This is a genomic window from Streptomyces bauhiniae (assembly GCF_004784475.1).
GTDB classification, from domain to species: domain Bacteria; phylum Actinomycetota; class Actinomycetes; order Streptomycetales; family Streptomycetaceae; genus Streptomyces; species Streptomyces seoulensis.
Window position 1 is genome coordinate 368255 of sequence record NZ_SRRT01000007.1, and the last position, 21382, is coordinate 389636.

23 protein-coding genes and 1 pseudogene are annotated in these 21382 nt (G+C 72.0%); 10 read left to right on the forward strand and 14 right to left on the reverse strand.

The genetic code is table 11. The annotated features are described in order from the left end of the window. Positions 1–28: 28 nt before the first annotated feature. The 8 genes from E5083_RS24355 to E5083_RS24390 all read right to left on the reverse strand — a co-directional run bounded on the left by E5083_RS24355 (position 29) and on the right by E5083_RS24390 (position 5958). Positions 29–880 carry a serine hydrolase domain-containing protein gene (locus E5083_RS24355; RefSeq protein ID WP_135787836.1) on the reverse strand — a complete coding sequence of 284 codons (852 nt, stop codon included), beginning with the start codon at positions 878–880 and terminating at the stop codon, positions 29–31. A gap of 20 nt (positions 881–900) precedes the next feature. Next, positions 901–1773, reverse strand: coding sequence for an HTTM domain-containing protein (locus E5083_RS24360; RefSeq protein WP_244317640.1), 873 nt, complete (start codon positions 1771–1773; stop codon positions 901–903). Positions 1774–1880: 107 nt separating this feature from the next. After that, positions 1881–2453 carry a DUF5819 family protein gene (locus tag E5083_RS24365; protein WP_135787838.1) on the reverse strand — a complete coding sequence of 191 codons (573 nt, stop codon included), beginning with the start codon at positions 2451–2453 and terminating at the stop codon, positions 1881–1883. 76 nt (positions 2454–2529) lie between these two features. After that, positions 2530–2859 (reverse strand): hypothetical protein, encoded by a 330-nt coding sequence (locus tag E5083_RS31305; protein ID WP_167513619.1) that lies wholly within the window; start codon positions 2857–2859, stop codon positions 2530–2532. Positions 2860–3007: 148 nt separating this feature from the next. Continuing rightward, positions 3008–3280, reverse strand: coding sequence for a response regulator transcription factor (locus tag E5083_RS24375; protein ID WP_135787839.1), 273 nt, complete (start codon positions 3278–3280; stop codon positions 3008–3010). Positions 3281–3510: 230 nt separating this feature from the next. After that, positions 3511–4368, reverse strand: a complete 858-nt coding sequence (gene otsB / locus E5083_RS24380) for a trehalose-phosphatase (RefSeq protein WP_135787840.1) — start codon at positions 4366–4368, stop codon at positions 3511–3513. A 49-nt stretch (positions 4369–4417) separates the two neighbouring features. After that, positions 4418–4642 (reverse strand): DUF3263 domain-containing protein, encoded by a 225-nt coding sequence (locus tag E5083_RS24385; protein WP_135787841.1) that lies wholly within the window; start codon positions 4640–4642, stop codon positions 4418–4420. Between the two features lie 35 nt (positions 4643–4677). After that, positions 4678–5958 carry an ABC transporter substrate-binding protein gene (locus E5083_RS24390; RefSeq protein ID WP_483025180.1) on the reverse strand — a complete coding sequence of 427 codons (1281 nt, stop codon included), beginning with the start codon at positions 5956–5958 and terminating at the stop codon, positions 4678–4680. Positions 5959–6067: 109 nt separating this feature from the next. Between E5083_RS24390 and E5083_RS24395 the strand changes: the two genes are divergently transcribed. The 3 genes from E5083_RS24395 to E5083_RS24405 all read left to right on the forward strand — a co-directional run bounded on the left by E5083_RS24395 (position 6068) and on the right by E5083_RS24405 (position 9214). Beyond that, the gene (locus E5083_RS24395; RefSeq protein WP_135787843.1) at positions 6068–7012 is read left to right on the forward strand and encodes an ROK family protein; all 945 of its coding nucleotides are present in this window, start codon (positions 6068–6070) and stop codon (positions 7010–7012) included. Then, entirely contained in the window at positions 7012–8166 is a 1155-nt protein-coding gene (gene nagA, locus E5083_RS24400) for an N-acetylglucosamine-6-phosphate deacetylase (protein WP_208754138.1), read from the forward strand. Before E5083_RS24395 ends, nagA begins: the two co-directional genes overlap by 1 nt. Positions 8167–8284: 118 nt before the next feature. Continuing rightward, positions 8285–9214, forward strand: a complete 930-nt coding sequence (locus E5083_RS24405; protein ID WP_135787844.1) for a 1-phosphofructokinase family hexose kinase — start codon at positions 8285–8287, stop codon at positions 9212–9214. Positions 9215–9525: 311 nt separating this feature from the next. Here E5083_RS24405 and E5083_RS24410 read toward each other — a convergent pair whose 3' ends face one another. From E5083_RS24410 to cdgB, 3 genes are all read right to left on the reverse strand, one after another. Next, positions 9526–10695 carry an alpha/beta hydrolase family protein gene (locus E5083_RS24410; protein ID WP_135787845.1) on the reverse strand — a complete coding sequence of 390 codons (1170 nt, stop codon included), beginning with the start codon at positions 10693–10695 and terminating at the stop codon, positions 9526–9528. Between the two features lie 150 nt (positions 10696–10845). After that, on the reverse strand, positions 10846–11766 hold the full coding sequence (locus tag E5083_RS24415) for a CBM35 domain-containing protein (RefSeq protein WP_135787846.1): 921 nt from the start codon (positions 11764–11766) through the stop codon (positions 10846–10848). 153 nt (positions 11767–11919) lie between these two features. Beyond that, a complete protein-coding gene (gene cdgB, locus E5083_RS24420; RefSeq protein WP_135787847.1) occupies positions 11920–13572 on the reverse strand; it encodes a diguanylate cyclase CdgB in 1653 nt (550 codons plus the stop codon). A 386-nt stretch (positions 13573–13958) separates the two neighbouring features. Here cdgB and E5083_RS24425 point away from each other — a divergent pair, with 386 nt between their 5' ends. Together E5083_RS24425 and E5083_RS24430 are read left to right on the forward strand one after the other, a co-directional pair. Then, a complete protein-coding gene (locus E5083_RS24425) occupies positions 13959–14450 on the forward strand; it encodes a flavin reductase family protein (RefSeq protein WP_135787966.1) in 492 nt (163 codons plus the stop codon). Positions 14451–14500: 50 nt separating this feature from the next. Further along, on the forward strand, positions 14501–14968 hold the full coding sequence (locus tag E5083_RS24430) for a GNAT family N-acetyltransferase (RefSeq protein WP_135787848.1): 468 nt from the start codon (positions 14501–14503) through the stop codon (positions 14966–14968). Here E5083_RS24430 and arfB read toward each other — a convergent pair. Next, complete coding sequence (gene arfB / locus E5083_RS24435; RefSeq protein ID WP_135787849.1) at positions 14965–15393, reverse strand: alternative ribosome rescue aminoacyl-tRNA hydrolase ArfB; 429 nt, start codon at positions 15391–15393, stop codon at positions 14965–14967. The genes E5083_RS24430 and arfB overlap by 4 nt on opposite strands. 184 nt (positions 15394–15577) lie before the next feature. Between arfB and E5083_RS24440 the strand changes: the two genes are divergently transcribed. From E5083_RS24440 to E5083_RS24450, 3 genes and pseudogenes are all read left to right on the forward strand, one after another. Next, positions 15578–16153, forward strand: a complete 576-nt coding sequence (locus E5083_RS24440) for a TerD family protein (RefSeq protein WP_030804536.1) — start codon at positions 15578–15580, stop codon at positions 16151–16153. 90 nt (positions 16154–16243) lie between these two features. After that, a pseudogene (locus E5083_RS31310) lies at positions 16244–17009 on the forward strand (GNAT family N-acetyltransferase). Positions 17010–17033: 24 nt separating this feature from the next. Next, on the forward strand, positions 17034–17534 hold the full coding sequence (locus tag E5083_RS24450) for a hypothetical protein (RefSeq protein ID WP_030804532.1): 501 nt from the start codon (positions 17034–17036) through the stop codon (positions 17532–17534). Here E5083_RS24450 and E5083_RS24455 read toward each other — a convergent pair. Continuing rightward, positions 17531–18226 (reverse strand): pentapeptide repeat-containing protein, encoded by a 696-nt coding sequence (locus tag E5083_RS24455; RefSeq protein WP_135787851.1) that lies wholly within the window; start codon positions 18224–18226, stop codon positions 17531–17533. The two genes, E5083_RS24450 and E5083_RS24455, sit on opposite strands and share 4 nt — an antisense overlap. Positions 18227–18334: 108 nt before the next feature. Between E5083_RS24455 and E5083_RS24460 the strand changes: the two genes are divergently transcribed. Together E5083_RS24460 and E5083_RS24465 are read left to right on the forward strand one after the other, a co-directional pair. Then, entirely contained in the window at positions 18335–19309 is a 975-nt protein-coding gene (locus E5083_RS24460) for a zinc-binding dehydrogenase (RefSeq protein WP_135787852.1), read from the forward strand. Between the two features lie 77 nt (positions 19310–19386). Continuing rightward, positions 19387–20904 carry an MFS transporter gene (locus E5083_RS24465; protein WP_135787853.1) on the forward strand — a complete coding sequence of 506 codons (1518 nt, stop codon included), beginning with the start codon at positions 19387–19389 and terminating at the stop codon, positions 20902–20904. On the opposite strand, the gene E5083_RS24470 is transcribed toward E5083_RS24465, so the two are convergent. Next, positions 20893–21375, reverse strand: a complete 483-nt coding sequence (locus E5083_RS24470) for a GNAT family N-acetyltransferase (protein ID WP_135787854.1) — start codon at positions 21373–21375, stop codon at positions 20893–20895. The two genes, E5083_RS24465 and E5083_RS24470, sit on opposite strands and share 12 nt — an antisense overlap. Positions 21376–21382: the final 7 nt, after the last annotated feature.

Below are 21382 nucleotides of genomic sequence, written 5' to 3' on the forward strand. Positions count from 1 at the left end.
GGCTGAACCAGGCGATCCTCATGGCACCTCACGCCCCGCTGTCCAGGGCGGGTGCGGCGAGGAGGGTTTCTCGGGCGAGGGTGTCGGTGGCGGAGGCGGGGCCGAGGCGGTGGAGGACGAGCCAGCGGCCGTCGTCGTGGGCGGCGGCCATGACGGACGAGCCGCGGGTGGCCCCGTTGTGCCAGGTGATCGCGGAGCCGCGCTGCCAGCTCAGGGCGGGCGGGCCCAGCCGGCGTTCGACGAGCAGGCCGGGCACGATGTCGGACAGGGTCCGGCAGGTGGCCCAGAGGCCGCCGGCCGGGAGGATCGGGCCGGTCAGGGTCCACAGGGAACGAGTCCGGCCGAACAGTCCGCGCGGCACGAGGCGCCGCTCGCGCGGCGGCAGCGCGGTCACCGCCCCTGCCTCCAGCCCCAGGGGCAACAGGACCAGATCGTCCACGAGTTGCTGGTACGGGCGTCCGGTGACGGTGGTGAGGGCGTACCCGAGCACGGCGTACCCGAGGTTGGAGTACTCCGCCTCCCCCAGCCGGCCCGTGGCCACCCGGTCCAGTTCGCGGAGCGACGTGCGCAAGGCGTCTTCGGTGAAGGTGGCGTACGGGTCGCCGGGCGGACCACCGGTACCGACGGGCAGGCGTGGCAGGCCCGAGGTGTGTTCGGCGAGGTGCCGCAGCGTGATGCCGGTACCGGCGGGCACGTCCTCCAGGCACTCCTCCAGCGGCGTGTCGAGATCGATGACCTCGTCCTTCGCCAGTTGCGCCAGGACGGTCCCGGTGAACACCTTGCTCAGCGAACCGATCTCCACGAACCGATCCGGATCGTGGCCGTGCACGACCCGGTCCTCGATACCGGCGCCGCCGAGCAGGCAGGTGGGGGTGGGCATGTTCTCCTGGCTCCAGTCGGTCAGACGAGTGCGGGGGTGGCCGCTTCCGTTGCGCCCTCTTCATCCGGCTCCGCCGTCCGCGTGCCGGGAAGCCTGCTTCTGATCCGCAGCAGAGCACGGTCGAGAGCACCCGAGAGGAAGACCAGATCGCACGCGATCATCGTCAGTGCGAAGCCCGTCAGTCCCATGAAGAACCCGATCGACAGGTGGAAGCAGATGGACGCGGCGGCGGCCCACGGGCGTAGTGCCGGTACGAGCACACCCAGCGGAAAGTAGACCAGGAAGGCGACCGTCCCGTAGGTGCCGAGCACGACCAGAACGTCGTTCTCGTACACCAGGTGCGACCAGCCGGGCAGCTCGAACTCCGCGACCCGCATGATGTAGAAGAGCGCCGTACCGTCCTGCCACTCCTCGCCCATGACCTTGTAGAGGCCGGAGACGACGTAGACCATGCAGATCTGCGTCGCCACCATGAGGACGCCCAGGTTGTGGAACGGCACCGACACCGCTCGGAGCCTGCCGGGGAGCCGCTGGGCAAGACGGCCGGCGACGCCGGTGGGCAGGGCGAACCGGTCGTAGCAGCGCGTCAGGAGCAGGAAGGGGATGACGACGTACGCCAGGTTGTCACCGCCGTCCAGGAGGCCGGGCTGCCGCTGGTAGACCGACCACAGCAGAGCCCAGTGGAGGGCCAGTCCAGGTCGGCCGCCGATGCCGAGCGTGACGGCCAGCGCGACGGCGATGCCCAGGTGATAGACGGCCTGGAAGTACAGGGGTGACGGCGACAGGGCGTACAGGCTGAAGCCCGTCAGTTGCGCCGTGAAGTCATCGTGCGGCAACACCCCGTCCGGCCCGAACAGATAGTTCCGCTCCTGGTACTGACTCACGTAGTACATCAGCCCGACGAAACCGAGCAGCACACGCGTCCCTGACACTCCGGTGACAGCCACCGGCTTCAAGGACCAGGAGTCCAGTCGGGCTGACAGCCGGTGCAAGGATTTCCTCATCTCAGCCTCCCTGCCTCCTGCCAGGCGAAGTCCTTCACCATGAGCTTTCCTTCGGCGGAGGGATCATGACGCTTGGACCACGGCGGCAATTCGTGCACATACATGCGCACCTGGACTTTGACCGCTTTCCCGTCGCACGCGGTGGGCATCTGGTCGTAGGCGTAACGGGACAGCCCCTTCACCGCTTCCGCCTCGGTGGCCTTCTCATAGGGCAGCGGGGGCAGTACGGGCTTCTTGTCGTTGGTCTGCTGCCGACGAATTCTCCTGAGCAGCTCTTCACTGCTGGTGATGTTCTGGAGGTTGGCGGAGACGAGACGGAATTCCCGAGAGGGAAAGAATCGAGAACTCCGCGCTTTCTCCATGCCATGGGCCGAGACGTCGTAATACTGTGTCACCGAACCGTCCGCGCACGTGGCTCTCGCCAGAATGCCGCGGTTGTCCGAGACCGGCGTCGGCGCGAAGAGCTGCCAGTTCTGGGAGAAGTACGGGTTGAGGTATTCCGCCACTCGGTCTCCGTAGACGAGTTTCGCCGGGCTGAGCGGCGCCTGGGACGAGGCGGCGAGGATCATGTGAGCCCCCAGGAGGGCGCCGCCGACAACGAGCGCCGCCCTCCTGGTGGTGCGATACGCGTTCGTCACGTGGTGCTTACCGGTCGAAGACCGTGTCGGGCGTGACCCCCTGCGGCAGGTCCTCCGGAGGAGCGAAGACACTGCCGTGCGAGAGCATGTTGTCGGCATTGCTCTTCGCCACCACCGCCATGCCCTTGCCGACGGCCGTGGCCTTGTTGGCCGCCTTGGCGGCCACCTTGCCCACGAGAGAGCCGATGGCCTGCGGAGCCTTGTCCTGCGAAGGCTGGACGGCCGCCACCGGCGCGGCCGGCTGGGCGGCGGCCTGAGCGCTGCCCTGCGTGGCGGCGAAAAGGGTGACACCCGCGGCAGCAGCGCCCGCGATGGTGACGATCTTCTTGATGTTCATACGCGTTATTCCCCCAGGATGGTGATCCAGGCTCGGGCAGAGCCATGCGCCCGGCCAGGTACGCCGGGACTTCCGAAGACATGGCGAACAGCGACACCGAGCCTGCCAGGACGGGACAGCCTCTTCCATTGCCTCTTGCGGCAATGCCTCAGGAGGAGGTTGATTCCTCGGCGAGGGCTGCGTAATGGTGGAACGCCACCAGGCCGGCCTCGAACCTGGACCCGACGTCCAGCTTTCGCACGACACTGGTCACGTGGGCGCGCACGGTCCGTTCGGCGATTCCGAGGTTTCGGGCGAGCACGCGATTCGACTCACCTTTCGCCAGATGACGCAGTACCTCGCGCTCCCGTCCGGTCAGACGCGCCAGGGTCTCCCTGTCGACGGAAACGTCGAACGGCCGATTATCTGCGACCGCAGTCAAGTGAAATCTCCCCCTTCACCTTGCCCCTGCCGAACCGAGAAACGGCACGACAGGAACAGCCGTCCGCAACATCGATGGGCGGTGGTCAATCGCCACATCGGGGCTTCATTCGGCTCGTTCCTTTACCCGCACTTTAGTGGCGATGATCGAGTCGAAGCCAGCACGAGTGGCCTGACTCACAATCAGTTTCAGCCAACAGGCGAGGATTTAGCGCAAGGAGATCGCAAGTATCAGTCGGCGTGGGCCGCCAGGCCGTTCAGCAGCGCCACCACGCCCTCCGGGCCGTCCACCACCAGGTCCGCCCGCTCCGCCAACTCCGTCACCTCGCTGCTGCCGCTGCACACCAGGAGGGACGGGATGCCCTCGGAGCGGAGTTTTTCGAGGGCTGCGAAGGCGGGGAGGTCGCCGAGGTCGTCGCCGGCGTAGAGGACGGATTCGGCGCCGGTGGTGCGGAGGTGGTCGAGGAGGGCTACGCCCTTGTCCATGCCCGGGGGGCGGAGTTCGAGGACGAGGCGGCCGGGTTCGACGATGAGGCCGTGGCGGGTGGCGAGGTCGGTGAGGGGGGCGCGGAGGGTGTCGAAGGCGGCTTCGGGGTCCTCGGCGCGGCGGGTGTGGACGGCGACCGCGCGGCCCTTCTCCTCGATCCAGGTGCCGGGCCAGGCGCCGGCCCGGTCCAGGACGCCGGGGAGTTCCGCGCGGACCGCGGCGATGCCGGGGTGCGGGGCGGGCGCGGTGACGGTGCCGGTCGCGGCGTCCCAGCGCTCGGCGCCGTAATGGCCGAGGACGACGAGGTGCTCCAGGCCGGGGACTCCGGCGAAGCCGCCGTTGCGGACCGCGACCCCGGCCGGGCGGCCGGTGACCACGGCGACGGAGGCGACCTTCGGCGCGAGCGCGGAAAGCGCGGGCACCGCGCCGGGGTGGGCGCGGGCCTGGTCGGGGTCGGCGACGATGGGGGCCAGCGTGCCGTCGAAGTCCAGGCCGATCACGGCGGTGCGCGGCCGGTCCAGCAGTGCCCGCAGACCGTCGCGGCCCGCCTGGGTCTCGGGGACCGGCAGCGCGCTGTCCTCGGGGATGTCAGGGGTTCCCATAGAGCGACACTATCCGCGCCGGGCCGCCCGCACGCCTCCGGAAGAGGCTCTACCGTTCCGACCTTCTCGCCTCGCGCACCCGCCGCAGCCGGTTGACCGTCACCGGGTCGTGCGCGAGGGCCCGCTCGTCGTCCAGCAGCGCGTTGAGGAGCTGGTAGTAGCGCACCGGCGCGAGCCCGAGCTGCTCGCGGATGGCGCGCTCCTTCGCGCCGGGACCGGGAAAACTCCGGCCCTCCAGCGCGAGGATCGCCTTCTCACGGCTGCCGAGTTCCATGCCGGCAACCGTAACCCCGACCACCGACAGGGGGCTCAGCCCTGGGACTGGGCCGTGCTGTCGGCGGCCGTGGCGGCGGCCTGGAGCCGGGTGAGGACGCCTGCGGGACTGCCGCCCGGGGAGACCGCCTGCCCGATGTCCTTCTTCACGGCCGCGCTGACCGCCGCCCAGGAGGTCTTGTTCACCGGGTACTGCTCAGCGGTCGGCAACTGCTCCAGGAAGGCGTGCAGCGGCACGTCGGTCTTCGCGTCCGACCCGCTCATCGCCTCGGAGGCGGAGGTGGTGACGGGCAGCAGACCGTACTTGCGGGAGAAGTCGAGCACGTTCTTCTGCTCGTACACGAAGTCCAGGAAGCTGCCGATCTGGCGGGCGTGGCCGTTCTGCCTGAAGGCCAGCATCCAGTCGGTGACGCCCATCGCGGCCCGCGCCCGCCCGGTGCGGCCCGGCGAGGGGACCATGCCGAACTTCACGCCCTTCGCCTCGGCCTGCCGGATCAGCGTGGGGTGCCCGTTGAGCATGCCGACCTGCCCGTCCGCGAACGCGGCGAACGCGGCGGCCCGGTTGAGCCGGCCCGGCGCGACCGGCCCGGTGAGCCCCTTGCCCACCAGGTCGTCCTTGAGCCAGGTGAACGTCTCGCCGTTCACCGCGGAGTCGATCGTGTACGTACCGATGTCGTCGGTGTAGCCGCTGCCGCCGCTGAGCAGCCACTGCATGGTCTCGGCCTGCGCCTCCTCCGGGCCGAGCGGCAGCGCGAACGGGTACTTCACACCCTTGGCCTTGAGCGCCTCGGCGTCGGAGGCCAGCTCCTCCCAGGTGGTGGGCGGGGTGATGCCGGCCTGCTGGAACAGCGTCTTGTTGTAGAAGAGCACGCGCGTGGAGGCCGCGAACGGCATCGCGTACGGCGTGTGGTTCCAGTCCCCCGCGTCGGCGAGCTGCGGCACGAAGTCGGCCTGGGTGCCGATGGAGAGGGTGTCGGACATCGGGTACAGCTTCCCGGCGGCCGCGTAGTCGGCGTACGCGCCGATCTGGGCCATGTCGGGGGCGTTCCCGGCGTCGACCATCGCCTTGACCTTGGCGTCGACGTCGTTCCAGGAGTAGACGCTGACCTGGACCTTCACATCGGGGTGCTTCGCCTCGTACGCATCGACCAGCGCGGCCCAGTACTTCTTGGAGCTGTTGGCGGCGGAGTCGCCGTAGTCGGCGGCCACCAGCTTGAGGGTCGTGTCCGAGGAGTCCGTGCTCCCACAGCCGCCGAGCATCGCCGTCATGCCCAGTGCGGACACCACCGCGATCGTTCCTGCCGTACGCCGACGCACCCTCAAAGCCCCTTGTCCCCTTGGTCAGACCATTCGATTTCGAACGCATAAGGTCTACACCACGTAAGTGGACTAGACCTCTCGCGGGTCGGCGGGTCACACTGGGCCGGTGAGACATGTCGTCGCCCTGGACGTGGGCGGTACCTCGATGAAGGCCGCGCTCGTCGGCGAGGACGGCGCGGTGCTGCACCGCGCCCGCCGCGCGACGGGCCGCGAGGACGGACCGGAGGCGGTCGTCGAGAACCTCCTCGCCTTCGCCGCCGACCTGCTCGCGCACGGCGCCGAGCACCTCGGCGCTCCCGCGCTCGCGGCCGGCGTCGCCGTCCCCGGCACCGTCGACGAGGCGACCGGCACCGCCCTGTACTCGGCCAACCTCGGCTGGCGCGACGTACCGCTGCGCGCGCTGCTCACCGAGCGGCTCGGCATGCCCGTCGCCCTCGGCCACGACGTGCGCACCGGCGGCCTCGCCGAGGGCCGCGCCGGAGCTGGCCGGGGCGCCGGCCGCTTCCTGTTCGTCGCGCTGGGCACCGGCATCGCCGGGGCGATCGGCCTGGCCGGCGGGGTCGAGGCGGGCGCGAACGGCTTCGCCGGGGAGATCGGCCACATCGTCGTACGCCCCGGCGGCCGCCCCTGCCCGTGCGGCCAGACCGGCTGCCTGGAGCGGTACGCCTCCGCCGCCGCCGTCGGCACCGCCTGGGCGGAGGCGAGCGGCCGCGCGGACGCGGACGCCGCCGACTGCGCGCGGGCCGTCGCCGCCGGGGACCCGGACGCGGCCCGCGTCTGGACCGAGGCGGTCGACGCGCTCGCGGACGGCCTCGTCACCGCGCTCACCCTGCTCGACCCCGGCACACTGATCGTCGGCGGCGGGCTCGCCGAGGCCGGTGACGTGCTGTTCCGGCCGCTCGGGGCCGCCATCGAGCGCCGGCTCACCTTCCAGGCCGCGCCCGTCCTCGTCCCGGCCGCGCTCGGCGACGGCGCCGGCTGCCTGGGCGCGGCGCTGCTCGCCCGGGACCTGCTCCCGCACATCCCCCAGACCACGGAGGTACGCACCTGATGGCCGACAACAGCGCACGCCCGCTGGTGCTCACCGGCGGCACCGTGGTGCTACCCACCGGCGAGGTGCCCGGCGGGCAGGTCGCCGTCGACGGCCGCCGGATCGCGGAGCGCGCGCCCGAGGGCGCCGACGTGCTCGACGTGACCGGCCACTGGGTGGTCCCCGGCTTCGTGGACCTGCACAACCACGGCGGCGGCGGAGCGGCCTTCTCCGGCGGCGCCGAGGACGCGCTCACCGCCGTCCGCACGCACCGCGCGCACGGCACGACCACGCTGGTCGCCTCCACCGTCACCGACGACCTGGACGTCCTGGCCCGCCAGGCCGGAATGCTGGCCGAGCTGGCCGAGCAGGGCGACATCGCGGGCGTCCACTTCGAGGGCCCGTTCATCTCCCCGTGCCGCAAGGGCGCGCACTCCGAGGCGCTGCTGCGCGACCCGGACCCGGCCGAGGTCCGCAAGCTGGTCGACGCCGCGCGCGGCCACGCCAAGATGGTCACCCTCGCCACCGAACTGCCGGGCGGCCTGGACTCCGTACGCCTCCTCGCCGAGCAGGGCGTGATCGCGGCCGTCGGGCACACCGACGCGAGCTACGAGCAGACGGTGGCCGCCATCGACGCGGGCGCCACCGTCGCCACCCACCTCTTCAACGCGATGCCCCCGATCGGCCACCGCGATCCCGGCCCGATCACCGCGCTGCTGGAGGACGGGCGGATCACCGTCGAGCTGATCAACGACGGCACCCATCTGCACCCGGCCGCGCTGCAGTTGGCCTTCCACCACGCGGGCGCCGAGCGGGTCGCCTTCATCACCGACGCGATGGACGCGGCGGGCTCCGCGGACGGCCGCTATCTGCTCGGCCCGCTGGAGGTGGAGGTGCAGGGCGGCGTGGCCCGGCTGGTGGAGGGCGGCTCGATCGCGGGCTCCACGCTGACCCTGGACCGCGCCTTCCGGCGGGCGGTCACCGTGGACAAGCTCCCGGTCACCGACGTGGTCAGGGCGCTGTCGGCCAACCCGGCCCGGCTGCTCGGCCTGGCGGACCGGGTCGGCTCGCTGGAGCCCGGCAAGGACGCCGACCTCGTGCTGCTGGACGCCGACTTCGCGCTCAAGGGCGTCATGCGCCGGGGCGAATGGGTGGTCGCGCCCCAACTGCCCTGATCCGTACCCGGCTTCCTCCGACGGCGTCCGTCCCTCAACTGGGCCGGACGCCGTCTCTTTGGCATGATCGGGGCCCCGGAAACCGAGGCGTACGGACCATCGAGGGAGGTCGGACCGGGTGATCCTGACGGTCACGCTGAACACCGCTCTCGACATCACGTACCGCGTGACGTCGCTGCGGCCGCACGCCGAGCACCGGGTGTCGGAGGTCGTGGAGCGGCCCGGCGGCAAGGGCGTCAACGTGGCCCGCGTGCTCGCCGCGCTCGGGTACGGGGTGACGGTCACCGGTTTCGCGGGCGGCCCGACCGGCCAGGTGCTGCGCGAGCGGCTCGCGGGCGCGCCGGGGATCACCGACGCGCTGGTGCCGGTCGCCGGACCGACCCGCCGCACGGTCGCCGTGGTGGACCAACGCACCGGCGACACCACCCAGTTGAACGAGCCAGGACCGCACATCGGCCCCGCCGAGTGGGCCGCCTTCCTGCGCGCCTACGACACCCTCCTCGCGGACGCCTCGGCGGTCGCCCTCTGCGGCAGCCTGCCGCCGGGCGTGCCGGTGGGCGCGTACGCGGGACTGATACGGGTGGCCAGGACGGCCGGGGTGCCGGTGCTGCTGGACACGGGCGGGGAGCCGCTGCGGCGCGGGATCGCGGCCCGGCCCGACATCGTCAAGCCCAACGCGGCGGAACTGGCCGAACTCACCGGCTCCCACGAGCCGGCCCGCGCCACCCGCGACGCCCGGCGCCGGGGCGCCCAGGCGGTGGTCGCCTCCCTGGGCGCGGACGGTCTGCTGGCCGCGACCCCCGAGGGCCACTGGCGCGCCGCCCCGCCCGCCCGGCTGCGCGGCAACCCGACCGGCGCGGGCGACGCGGCGGTCGCGGGCCTGCTGTCCGGCCTGGTCGACGGCCTCCCCTGGCCCGCCCGCCTCACCCGCGCCACCGCCCTCTCGGCAGCGGCCGTACTGGCGCCCACGGCCGGCGAGTTCGACCCGGCGGACTACGCACGCCTGCTGGCCGCGGCCACGGTGACGGACGAGGAATCGGCCGCCTGAGCACCAACTGCCGCCAGCCAGGACCCACGTCGAGGTCATGGGACGGGTCTCGCAGATGCTGCCTGATCGGCTCCAGCACATCGCCTGAAGCCGAGGAAGTTTCCACCATCCAGCCCCCTCACGCAGCAACGGACCCCGATCCCATGGTCCACGGCTTGCCCGACATGATCCATAAGAGAAGCCCTAGGGCGTTTCCTTCGGATCATCGTGCTGATCAGATGAAGATGGCGGCGACCTGGCGTCCGGCGAGGCAGATGGTGGTGCCCTTGTCGTGGCGGCGGCTGCCACGATTGGCTTCTGGTCGGCCTCCGCTACGGGTGGAAGCCGACTTCCGGGTTTTCGGGGGTCGGGCCCGTGAGGAGCGGCCGAGGCGAGCCCTTCAGGTGCAGGTCGAAGAAAGCCGTGACGTACGCGCCGGTGAGGTGAAGGGCGCGGGACGCCGACAGGGAGCGGTCGGGGTCGGGCAGGCCGAGCGCGTCGAGGAGTGCGGGGAAGTCGGTGAACGAGGCGTGGTTGGTGCCGGCCACGGTCAGCCAGCGTTTCCAGCCGTCAAGGTGGGCCCAGCTCTCCGACCAGCTCGGGTCCTCTGCGCCGTTGGGCAGCGGGTGCCCGATCATCAGGAACGGCTTGCCGCCCAGGCCGGTCGGGGGCACCGGCACGTCCATGGTGCCGTCCAGGTCGGCGCCGGCTCTGATCCGGCGGTCGGCGAGCAGTGCCGGGACGGTAGCCGCACCGCCGGCGGAGTGACCGGCCATGCCGATCCGGGCGCGGTCGATCGTGCGGGAGTAGCGCCAGGCGGGGTGGGAGCGGGCGGTCACCTGGTCGACGAGGAAGGAGACGTCGCGGGCGCGGCTGCGGTCCAGGCCCGCCCAGTCCTGCGGCGAGCGCAGTTGGCCGCACATCACGCAGGGCAGTGTGCTGCCGTCGGGGAAGGTCGTGCCCGTGTTCTCGTAGGTGTGGTCGATGAGCGCGACCACGTATCCGTGGCTGGAGAGGTCTTCGGCCAGGCCGGTGAGCGTGGTGCGGGGAAGGGTGAAGCCGGGCGAGAGCAGGACCAGCGGGTGGCGGCCGGGTGCTGGGCGGGCGCCGGAGGCGGCCCAGGTCCGGGTCTCGGTGAGCGCTGTGGTGGGGATGGTGTTGCCGGGGAGTTTGGTGTCCAGCAGCATCCGCGCCGCGGCAGGGGTCATGTACGCGGCCGGGCTGCCGGTACCCGCCTTGGCCGGGTAGTACATCGACACCATGAGCCGGCGCGGGCCCGCCGAAGGCACCCATGGGTCGGGCCGGTTCTGGTCGATGAGTTCCAGGACGTCCTGACCGACGGCGAACGGGCCACTGGGATGCGGGAGTTCGCCCCTGACGACTGCCGGTGCGGACACGGACGAGGTCGGCTGAGCGCCGGCGGCGGGTGGGACTGCGGCTGCCGACAGCGGCAGGGTGAGCAGCAGCGCCGCAAGAACCGTAGGAGCACGGAATCTGGTCATGGGCGGGACCGTACGCAGCTCCCGGCCGGGTGGCGTCACCTTGGAGACGTAACCCTTGCGAGGGAGAACCGGCGCGCCCGCGCCGCGCGGGGTCCTTCCTGCGGGTCGGCACCAGCCCCCGCGACCCCTGCGTGATCCGAAGGACAGGCCCTAGTTGCGCCAGCCCTTCTCCAGCCAGAACTGGTCCAGGTTGACGTCGCACTGGTTGCCGCTGCCGCACGAGATGCTGATGGTGTTCGAGCCCTTCTGGAGCTGGAGGTTGGCCCAGGTGTGGGTCCAGCCGCGCTCCCAGTCGCCCTCGGGGGCGTGGGCGAAGTTCGACATGTTCAGCGGGCGGTTCTGCGAGGTGCCGTTGATCGTCAGCGTGGTGTTGGCGTCCTTGCCCGGCACGCCGTAGTTGACGTTCAGCGTGTACTTGCCCGGCTTCGGCACGTCCACCGTCCAGGTCACCGACGCGCCGACCTGGTTCAGGCCGCCCACGTAGGAGCCGCCCGCCGACTTCGCGCCCTTGATGTCGGAGGCCGGGGCGGCGCCGCCCGCGAGCTGGACCGCGTCGTCGACGGCGTCGGCCTTCGGCAGCTCGCCGGCCTCGCCGGTGCTGGTCGCCTTGGGGCTCGGCGTGGCCTCCTGCGACTGGGTCGGGGAGGCGTCCGCCTGGTTGCCGTTCTTGTCGTCGTCGGAGTCGCCGTTGAGCATCGCGATGCTGATGCCGATGACGACCGCCGCGACCACCGCGATGGCGCCGATCAGCAGACCCTTGGTGTTCGGCCCGCGCCGCCCGCCGCCACCGCCTCCGTGCGACGACTGCCGGGAGGCGGGAGCACCGCCGGGCATCGTCTCCGGCGCCTGGTAGTGGGCCGCGGTCGTCTGCCCGTAGCCGCCCTGCTGCTGCGGGGCGGTCTGCTGCTGGCCGTACTGGCGCTCACCGACCGGACGCACCCGGTTGACCGCGTTGGGATAGCCGTAACCACCGGACGGCGGCTGGGCCCCCCGGGCCTGGCCGTCGGCGTACAGGTAGCCGAACGGGTCGTCTTCCTCGGGCTTGCTCGCGCCGTTGTCGCCGGGCGTCATCCCTGGGTACTCCTCAACAAGTGCGGGCGGGCGGGGTACGGGGTTGGAATGGCGAGCCTACCCTCCCGCACACCCCGATTCGCTCGGACGGGGGACCCCCGAACGGACGCCCGAAGCGCACATCCCCGCACTGTCAGCGCACTGACCTGCGTTTCACCCGGCACGCCGATGCTGTTTGGGACGAGATCGTTTCTCAACGTACATCCGCTCGTCGGCGGACTTCAGCACTTCGTCGGCCGTCATCCCGCAGTGCGCCCAGCCGATGCCGAAGCTGGCGCCCACCCGGACCGCCCGGCCCTCGGCCCGGATCGGCTGGATGATCTCGTTGCGCAGCCGCACCGCGAGGTCGGCGGCGTCGGCCTGGCCGAGGCCGTCGGCGAGGATCACGAACTCGTCGCCGCCGAGCCGGGCCACGGTGTCACCGTCCCGCAGGCCCGCGCTGAGCCTGCGGGCCACCTCGATGAGGACCGCGTCGCCCGCGTTGTGCCCGAAGCGGTCGTTGATCGACTTGAAGCCGTCCAGGTCGCAGAAGAGGACCGCGAGCCCCTTGGTGCCGTCGTCCGGGCCCTGCTCGGGGGCGACGGTGTGCACATGGTGGTCGAAGGCGTCGTACGCCTCCGCGCCCGGCGTGAAGTCGAACCCGTGCGCGTCGCCGGAGCCGGCCGGGTGGCCGTAGGCGGCGTCCAGGGAGTCCAGGGCGTCGAGGTGGGCCGGGCGGCGGCACAGCCGGGCGGCGAGCCGGGAGCGCAGCTCGGCGGAGTTCGGCAGCCCGGTCAGGGAGTCGTGGGAGGCGCGGTGGGCGAGCTGCAGCTCGCGGCGCTTGCGCTCCTCTATGTCCTCGACGTGGGTGAGCAGGAAGCGCGGACCGTCGGCCGCGTCCGCGACCACGGAGTTGCGCAGCGACACCCATACATAGCTGCCGTCGCGCCGGGCCAGCCGCAGCTCGGCCCGGCCGCCCTCGGCGGAGGTGCGCATCAGGGTGCCGATGTCCTCGGGGTGGACGAGGTCGGAGAAGGAGTAGCGGCGCATCGCGGAGGCGGGCCGGCCGAGCAGGCGGCACAGGGCGTCGTTGGTGCGCAGGATGCGGCCGTGCTGGTCGCCGCCCATCTCGGCGATGGCCATGCCGGAGGGGGCGTATTCGAACGCCTGACGGAAGGATTCCTCACTGGCCCGCAGGGCCTGCTGGTCGCGTTCCAGGCGGACCAGGGCGCGCTGCATGTTGGCGCGGAGGTGGGCGTTGCTGATGGCGATGGCGGCCTGGAAGGCGTACATCTGCAGGGCCTCGCGGCCCCAGGCGCCGGGGCGGCGGCCGGTGAGGGGGCGGTCGACGGATATGACGCCGAGCAGTCCGCCGCGGGCGCCGCCCTGGGCGCCGGGGGCGTACATCGGGGCGAAGAGGCGGTCGCCGGGGTGCCACTCCTCGGGGAAGCGGGGCGAGGGGCCGTCGGTGTACCACTGGGGGACGTCGTCGTCGTCCAGGACCCAGCCCTCGGTGTGCGGTATGAACACCAGGTCGCCCCAGAGTTCGCCCATGCCCAGGCGCCGGTCCCAGGACTCGCGGGAGCCGGTGCGGCCGGTGATGAGGGCCTCGGCGGCGGAGTTGCCGGAGACGGCGGCGACGACCAGATCGCCGTCGGGGCGTACGAGGTTCACGCAGGCCATCTCGTAGCCGAGGGCGCCGACCGCGCCGTCCGCGACGATCTGGAGGGTGTCGGCCTGGCTGCGCGCGGTGTTCATCTCGGCCATGACCTGGTGAAGCTGACGCAGTGACGTCAGAGGGACGTACGGCTCCTGATCGGTCTCCATGCTCGCCCTCCCCCTGCTGTCCACAGGCTTTCCGCCACTGAATCACAGCGCGCTGCTCACTCGGTACACAGGGTCAACAATTCCGTACTCCTTGTGACTCAAGTCACAGAAGAACTTGAACAATTGAGTGCAGTTTCCGCACTTTCCCGTTGCGTTCTCCGATCGCAAAGGCTGCGAAGTTGCGCATATGCCGCTGGCCGGTCCGGGCCGCCTCTTCCGCCACAGGTCCGGTCCTTTGGTCCTAGGTCCGGGTTACGCCGGAGGCCCGATGCGGCGGGCGCGGGCGCCCGATTAGCGTTTCCGGCGTGCTGAACCCTCCCTCCCCCACCGCCGCGGCCGCTTCTGTGCATGCTGAGGGGGTGAGCGACGACGAGTTCCGGGCCGCGATGTCCCGGCTGGCCGCGGGCGTGGTCCTGGTGACCGCGCAGGAACCGCCGCTGGACCCCGACGACCCGTACGCGCCGGGCGGCGAGGACGCGGGCATGACGGCCACGGCCTTCATGTCGGTCTCGCTGGACCCGCCGCTGGTGCTGGTCAGCCTGCGCACCGGCTCCCGGATGGACGACCTGCTGGACGAGCAGCCGCTCTGGGCCGTGTCCGTCCTCGCCGAGCACCAGCGGCAGATCGCGGGCCGCTTCGCCATGAAGGGCCGGGTCAGCGACCGCCTCCTCTTCGCCGACCTCGCCTGCGACCGCGGCGAGGCCACCGGCGCCCCCCTGATCCCCGACGCCCTCGCCACCCTGGAGTGCCGCACCGAACAACGCGTAGAGGCCGGCGACCACACCCTCGTCATCGGCCGCGTCCTGACAGCCCGCATCCCCAGCACGGAGGGCGGCCCGCTGCTGTATTACCGGGGGCGGTACCGGCACTTGGGCTGAGGCCCATAAATAGGGGGCGTCAGGCGGACCGCCCGACTTAGGGTGCGCGCATGTCACTCCGTCTTGCCGAGGTCACACCCGCGAACCTGGAAACCGCGCTGGCCGTCCGGGTGCGGGCCGATCAGGAGCAGGCCGTCGAGCCTGTCGCGCATTCGCTGGCGGAGGCGTACGTGCGTCCGGCCGGGGTGGCGTGGCCGCGGCTGATTCTCGACGGGGACAAGGCGGTCGGGTTTCTGATGGCCTTTCTGGACATCGACTGGCGCGGGGACGGCGGGAGTGTGCGGCGGTCCGGGCTGTGGCGGCTGAACATCGACGCGGGCCAACAGGGCAAGGGGTACGGGCGGTTCGCCGTGGAGGCGGTCGCGGCGGAGCTGCGGCGGCGCGGGTGCGGGGAGTTGTACGTCACCTGGCATCCGGGGGCGGACGGGCCGGGCGAGTTCTACCGGCGGCTCGGGTTCCGTACGACGGATGAGACGAGCGGGGGTCAGACGGTCGGGGTGCTCGACCTCGGGGTCTAACCCCAGTCCCGGCCCGAGCGGCCCCGCTTGGTGTCCGCCCGCTGCTTCTTCTCCCTGAGCCGGCGTTCGTTGATGCCGCGGGGGATGCGGGTGGGGCGGCGGGGCTTGGGCGGGGGTGCGGTGGCCTCGGCGAGGAGCGCGGCGAGGCGTACGGCGGCGGTCTCGCGGTTGCGCCACTGGGAGCGGTGTTCGGAGGACCGTACGACGATCACCCCGTCCACCAGGCGCCCGGCCAGGCGTTCCAGCGCGCGTTCCTTCCACACCGGGGGCAGTGCCTCGGTGCGGGTGAGGTCGAAGCGCAGCTCCACCTGGGAGTCGCTGGTGTTGACGTGCTGGCCACCGGGCCCGGAAGACCGCGAGAAACGCCAGTTCAGCTCGGCCTCGGGAAGCGAGACCGAGCCACGGATGAGATAGGGCCCGGACATGCACCCCATGTTCCCGGCTCCGGGCACCCCGAGTCACCCCGATTTCCGGCGCGCCGTGCGACGGCGGCGGAGCAGCTCGGTAAAAAAGGTAAAGCGGGGCGGAACCTGAGGCACCCCTCCCGCCGTTCTACCCGGTGACGTAGCTTCGTCGGCAAGATACTCAAAACGGAAGGGACTCCCAATCATGGCTGTAAGCCTGTCCAAGGGTGGCAACGTCTCGCTCACCAAGGAGGCTCCGGGCCTGACGGCCGTCACCGTGGGCCTCGGCTGGGACGTCCGCACCACCACCGGCACGGACTTCGACCTGGACGCGTCCGCCATCGCGGTCAACGGCCAGGGCAAGGTCTACTCCGACCAGCACTTCGTCTTCTTCAACAACAAGCAGACGCCGGACAGCTCCATCGTCCACACCGGCGACAACCGCACGGGCGAGGGCGCGGGCGACGACGAGGCGATCAACGTCAACCTGGCCGCCCTCCCGGCCGACGTCGAGAAGATCGTCTTCCCGGTCTCCATCTACGACGCGGAGAACCGCGGCCAGAACTTCGGCCAGGTCCGCAACGCCTACATCCGCATCGTCAACCAGGCCGGCGGCGCCGAGATCGCCCGCTACGACCTCTCCGAGGACGCGGCCACCGAGACCGCCATGGTCTTCGGCGAGCTGTACCGCAACGGCGCGGAGTGGAAGTTCCGCGCCGTGGGCCAGGGCTACGCCTCCGGCCTGGTCGGCATCGCCCAGGACTTCGGCGTGAACGTCTGAGAACGGCTGCCGCCGGCTCCGGGGGTTGCTCCTGGGGCCGGTCGCGGAATTCCCTCGGCCGAAGCAAGCGCACGCGTTAGCGTGCGGCGGGTGATCCTCGAACCCGTACTCGCCGGGGGCGTTCCGCCCGTACTCGCCGAACTGACCGCGCTGTACGCCTCCCAGCAGGCGTTCCACACGCTCAGCGGGGAGTTCCCGGACCCGGCGGACATCCGGCCGGAGCAGGTCGCGGAGACGGTCGCGGGCAAACTGGCCCACCCCGACGGCGAGGTGCTGCTCGCCCGCGTGGACGACCGCCTGGTCGCGGTCGTGCACACGCTGGCCCGTCACCCCGATCCGGCCGACCCCGACCCCTGGATCGGCCTGCTGCTGGTCGACGCGGCCCAGCAGGGCAAGGGCTACGGCCGCCAGGCCGCCGAACTGACCGAGGCCCGCTTCCGAGCGGCCGGCCGCCGTGGTCGACCCGGAGGGCGCCGTGTTCCTCTTCCGGTACGACAACTCCGAGGTCGGCGTGCACTGGGCTCTCCCTGGCGGCGGTCTCGAACCCGGCGAGACCCCCCGCGAGGGCGCCGTACGGGAGCTGGCCGAAGAGACCGGCTGGACCGACCTCGTCCCCGGCCTCCTGCTGTGCACGTGGGAACACGACTTCACCCGAGCCGGTGTCCCGGTCCGCCAGCACGAGCACATCTACGTCACCCCCGGCCCCCGCCGCGACCCCACCGCCTCCGCCCACGCGACGCACTCCGCCGAGGGCATCCTGGGCGGCCGCTGGTGGACCCCCGCCGAACTGGCCTCCGCCGCCGAGCCCGTATGGCCGCCGGACCTGGGCCGACTGCTGGCCGAGCGGGCACGCTGAGCCCCCGGCATGGGACCATCTGACGTGCTCGACATCGGCTACGCGCTCTCCAACCGCTTTCCGGACCCCCCGCAGACGGACTACCGGCGGGCGGATGTCCGGGCGCTTCGGCACGATCTGTTCTGCGGGGACGTGTATCTCGCCGACACGAAGTCGGACCGGGAGTTGTCCACAGCCTGGGGATGGGTGCCGGTGCTGGACTTCGCGTGGGCACTCTGCGACATCGCGGAGCAGTTGGACAAGGACCCGATGGGCTCGCGTGCCGCCCGCCCGCAGCGCGCGGAGCTGGACTTCACGGAGTCCACCGACCGCATGCTGTTCGAGCGCCGCTTCGGCTGGGTGGACATCGAGTCGGACTGGATGCCCGCCGAGGAACCCCCGCTGAGCTTCTCGCACGCCGAATTCCGCCGCGAGGCCCGTGACTTCCTGCACGACGTCATCGCGGACCTGACCGACATGCACGAGGACCTCGCCGAGAACCCCGCGATCTGGACCCTCCAGGCCCGCTATCCCCGTATTTCCTAGGCGCCCTCCACCCTGATCCCCAGCTCCGCCGCCAGCAGCGGGGCGAGGTCCAGCAACTGACCCGTGCCGATCAGCGCGCCCGAGAGCCGGTCGAGACCGCGGGTGATCTCCAGCGGAGCGGCCCCCCGCAGGTCGACGTCCTTCAGCGTGGCGCGGGAGAGGTCGGCGGACTTCAGGGCACAGTCGACGAACTCCACCCGTTCCAGCCGGGCCCCGCCGAAGTCGGGCTCCACCAGTACGCAGGACTCGAAGACCACGTCCTTCAGCCGCGCCTCCCGCAGGTTGAGGAAGTCGAGCTTGCCCCCGCGCACCACGACCCGCTCCAGCACCGCCCCGTGCAGTTGGGCGCCCCCGAGCCGGGGCGAGCGGAACTCCACGTCCCGGAAGGTGGCCTCGGCGAACTGCGTACCCACCCCCCGCACCCCGTCGAGCACCGAGTCCAGCACCCGCGCCCGCCCGAGCCCGGTCTCGTCCAGCACGCACCCGGTGAGCGCGCAGTCCATGAACCGGGCGCCCCCGCCCTGCTGCCCCGACAGGTCGGCCTCCTGGAACTCCAGCCCGTCGTAGTCCCCGTCCCGCTCCAGCTCCGCGTCCGCCCAGGGAGCCAGCGGCGGCAGCCGCAACTCCGGGCGCCGCGCACCCCGTACCGCCGTGCCGCCGCCGCCCGTACCCGTCGCTCGCCTCGTCGCCATGCGCCCATGCTGCACCCCCGCACTGACACCGCCTTGACCTCAAGCGCCCTTGAGGTCGAAGAGTGGGCCTTCCGGAAGCGGAGAAACGCGGAAAACCCTGGGGGTCCCATGCACGCCGTCCGTCTGTACGCCTTCGGGCCGGCCGAGAACCTGACGTACGAGAGGACCGACGACCCCTCCCCCGGCCCCGGCCAGGTGCGGATCGCGGTCGCGGCGGCCGGGGTGCATCTGCTGGACACGGCCCTGCGGGAGGGGCGGCAGGGCCCGTTGCCCGAGCTGCCCGCGCTGCCGACCGTGCCCGGCCGGGAGGTCGCGGGAGTGGTGGACGCGCTCGGGGAGGGCGTGGACAGGGCGTGGCTCGGCCGACGGGTCGTCGCCCACCTCGGCTTCGCCCCCGGCGGGTACGCCGAACTCGCCGTCACCGACGCCACCCGGCTGCACCCGGTCCCGGAGGGCCTGGGCTTCGCGGAGGCCGTCGCCATGATCGGCACCGGCCGTACCGCGCTCGGTATCGCCGGGTTCGCGGAGCCGGGCCCGGAGTCCGTGGTGGTCGTACCGGCGGCGGCCGGCGGCATCGGCACCCTGCTCGTACAGCACGCCCGGAACGCCGGAGCGACCGTCGTCGGCCTGGCGGGCGGCGCCGAGAAGACCGCGCGGGTACGGGCGAACGGCGCCGATCTCGCCGTCGACTACACCCGCCCCGGCTGGCCCGCCGAGGTCCGGGCGTGGCTGGACGGGCGGGACGCCACGCTCGTCTACGACGGGGTCGGCGGCGAGGCCGCCCGCGAGGCCGTCGCCCTGCTCGGTCCGGGCGGCCGGCACCTGGTCTTCGGCTGGTCCGCCGAGGGCATCGGGGAGGGCGCCCGGGGCCACTTCACGGACGGGGTGTCAGAGTCCGTGCTCGGCCCGGAGATGCTCCGGCGCGGCGGCGGCCTGCGCGCCCTGGAGGAGCGGGCCCTCGCCGAGGCCGCGGCGGGTCGGCTGCGCCCGGCCGTCACCCGGTTCCCGCTCGCCGAGGCGGCCGCCGCGCACCGGGCGCTCCAGACGCGCGGCACGGTCGGGAAGGTGGTGCTCAAACCATGAGGAACCGTTACGGCACCAGGAACCGCGGCCCCTCCGACGCGGATGCGACCCGCCCCGATCCATGGTCTTCTGGCCAGATGAGCATCGGCCGAACGGGTGAGCGCGGTCCGGTCCCCGCCGGAACCGAGGCAGCCGATCCCCGCCGCTGGTGGGGCCTCGTCGTGATCGCGCTGGCCCAGTTGATGGTGGTGCTGGACGCGACGATCGTGAACATCGCCCTGCCCTCCGCGCAAGCCGCCCTGCACATGTCCGACGGCAACCGGCAGTGGGTGATCACGGCCTACACCCTCGCCTTCGGCGGGCTCCTGCTGCTGGGCGGGCGGATCGCGGACCTGGTGGGGCGCAAACGCACCTTCGTCATCGGGCTGATCGGCTTCGCGCTGGCCTCCGCGCTGGGCGGCGCGGCGGGCAGTTCCGGGATGCTCTTCGGCGCCCGCGCGCTCCAGGGGGTGTTCGCGGCCGTCCTCGCGCCGTCCGCGCTGTCCCTGCTGACCACGACGTTCACCGACCCGCGCGAACGCGGCAAGGCGTTCGGGATCTACGGCGCGCTCGCGGGCAGCGGCTCGGCGATCGGGTTCATCCTGGGCGGGCTGCTCACGGAGTACCTGAACTGGCGCTGGTGTCTGTACGTCAACGTGCCGATCGCGATCATCGCCGTCCTCGGCGCCTTCGCCCTGCTGCACGACCGCCCCGGCCACGGCGGCACCGCCCGGCTCGACGCGCCCGGCGCGGTGCTCGGCTGCGGCGGTCTGGTGGCCATCGTCTACGGGTTCAGCGAGGCCGAGCCGCGCGGCTGGACCGATCCGCTGGTGCTGGCGCTGTTCGCGGTGGGGATCGTGCTGCTGGTGGTGTTCGTGTGGTGGCAGAACCGGGCGCCGGACCCGCTGCTGCCGCTGCACATCGTGCGGGACCGGAACCGCGCGGGGTGCTTCCTCACCATGCTGCTCGCGGTGATCGGCATGTTCGGGCTGTTCCTGTTCATGACCTACTACCTCCAGGTCATCCTCGGCTACTCCCCCGTCCGCGCCGGCCTCGGCTTCCTGCCCCTGACCGCCGCGATCATCATCGGCTCGACCCAGATATCCGCCCGGCTGCTGAACCGGGTGGCGCCGCGCATGCTGATGGTGCCCGGCATGCTGCTGGCCTGCGCCGGGCTGCTGCTGCTCACGCGGATGACGGTGCACTCGTCGTACACCTCGGAGATCCTGCCCGCGCTGCTGCTGCTCGGGCTCGGCATGGGGCTCACCTTCATGCCGGTGTTCGCCACCGCCACGGCCGGGGTCGCCCCGCGCGACTCCGGGGTCACCTCGGCGACCGTCAACACCGCCCAGCAGGTCGGCGGCTCCATCGGTACGGCCCTGCTCAACACCATCGCCACCACCAGCGCCGCCGCCTATGTCACCGCCCACCTGCGCAGCCCGGCCGACCGGGCCACCGTGGTCCCGGCGGGCGTGGTGCACGGCTACACGGTGGCCATCTGGTGGGCGGCCGCGGTGATGCTGCTGGCCGCGGTGGTGGCGGGGCTGATGGTCACGGCGAAGCCGCCCCGGCACGGGGTGCCCGCGAAGGCGCAGGTACGGGAATCAGTCGGCTGAGCGGGCCAGGTCGGTCAGCGCCGCGTCGGTGAGGCGGTACACGGTCCACTCGTCCTGCGGGCGGGCGCCGAGCTTCTCGTAGAAGCCGATGGCGGGGCGGTTCCAGTTCAGCACCGACCACTCCAGGCGCTCGTAGCCGCGCTCGGCGCAGATCCGGGCCAGCTCGGTGAGGAGGGCGCGGCCGTGGCCGCCGCCGCGTGCGGTGGGGCGGACGTACAGGTCCTCCAGGTAGATGCCGTGGACCCCGCGCCAGGTGGAGAAGTTCAGGAACCACAGCGCGAAGCCGGCGGGCTCGCCGGTGGCGTCGTCCACCGCGAGGTGCGCGTACGCCGCCGGGCGCTCGCCGAACAGCGCCTCGCGTAGCTGCGCCTCGGTGGCCCGCGCCGCGTCGGGCTCCTTCTCGTACTCGGCCAGCTCGCGGATCATCGTGTGGAGGACGGGTACGTCGTCGGGGCGCGCGGTACGGATCATGCCCGGC

Bases quoted from the DNA above. Each gene is read 5' to 3' on its own strand.
- E5083_RS24355 (WP_135787836.1), bottom strand. From the start codon at position 880: ATGCCCACCCCCACCTGCCTGCTCGGCGGCGCCGGTATCGAGGACCGG.
- E5083_RS24360 (WP_244317640.1), bottom strand. From the start codon at position 1,773: ATGTACTACGTGAGTCAGTACCAGGAGCGGAACTATCTGTTCGGGCCG.
- E5083_RS24365 (WP_135787838.1), bottom strand. From the start codon at position 2,453: ATGATCCTCGCCGCCTCGTCCCAGGCGCCGCTCAGCCCGGCGAAACTC.
- E5083_RS31305 (WP_167513619.1), bottom strand. From the start codon at position 2,859: ATGAACATCAAGAAGATCGTCACCATCGCGGGCGCTGCTGCCGCGGGT.
- otsB (WP_135787840.1), bottom strand. From the start codon at position 4,368: ATGGGAACCCCTGACATCCCCGAGGACAGCGCGCTGCCGGTCCCCGAG.
- E5083_RS24385 (WP_135787841.1), bottom strand. From the start codon at position 4,642: ATGGAACTCGGCAGCCGTGAGAAGGCGATCCTCGCGCTGGAGGGCCGG.
- nagA (WP_208754138.1), top strand. From the start codon at position 7,012: ATGGCCGACAACAGCGCACGCCCGCTGGTGCTCACCGGCGGCACCGTG.
- E5083_RS24410 (WP_135787845.1), bottom strand. From the start codon at position 10,695: ATGACCAGATTCCGTGCTCCTACGGTTCTTGCGGCGCTGCTGCTCACC.
- E5083_RS24415 (WP_135787846.1), bottom strand. From the start codon at position 11,766: ATGACGCCCGGCGACAACGGCGCGAGCAAGCCCGAGGAAGACGACCCG.
- cdgB (WP_135787847.1), bottom strand. From the start codon at position 13,572: ATGGAGACCGATCAGGAGCCGTACGTCCCTCTGACGTCACTGCGTCAG.
- E5083_RS24425 (WP_135787966.1), top strand. From the start codon at position 13,959: ATGTCCCGGCTGGCCGCGGGCGTGGTCCTGGTGACCGCGCAGGAACCG.
- E5083_RS24430 (WP_135787848.1), top strand. From the start codon at position 14,501: ATGTCACTCCGTCTTGCCGAGGTCACACCCGCGAACCTGGAAACCGCG.
- arfB (WP_135787849.1), bottom strand. From the start codon at position 15,393: ATGTCCGGGCCCTATCTCATCCGTGGCTCGGTCTCGCTTCCCGAGGCC.
- E5083_RS24440 (WP_030804536.1), top strand. From the start codon at position 15,578: ATGGCTGTAAGCCTGTCCAAGGGTGGCAACGTCTCGCTCACCAAGGAG.
- E5083_RS24455 (WP_135787851.1), bottom strand. From the start codon at position 18,226: ATGGCGACGAGGCGAGCGACGGGTACGGGCGGCGGCGGCACGGCGGTA.
- E5083_RS24460 (WP_135787852.1), top strand. From the start codon at position 18,335: ATGCACGCCGTCCGTCTGTACGCCTTCGGGCCGGCCGAGAACCTGACG.
- E5083_RS24465 (WP_135787853.1), top strand. From the start codon at position 19,387: ATGAGCATCGGCCGAACGGGTGAGCGCGGTCCGGTCCCCGCCGGAACC.
- E5083_RS24470 (WP_135787854.1), bottom strand. From the start codon at position 21,375: ATGATCCGTACCGCGCGCCCCGACGACGTACCCGTCCTCCACACGATG.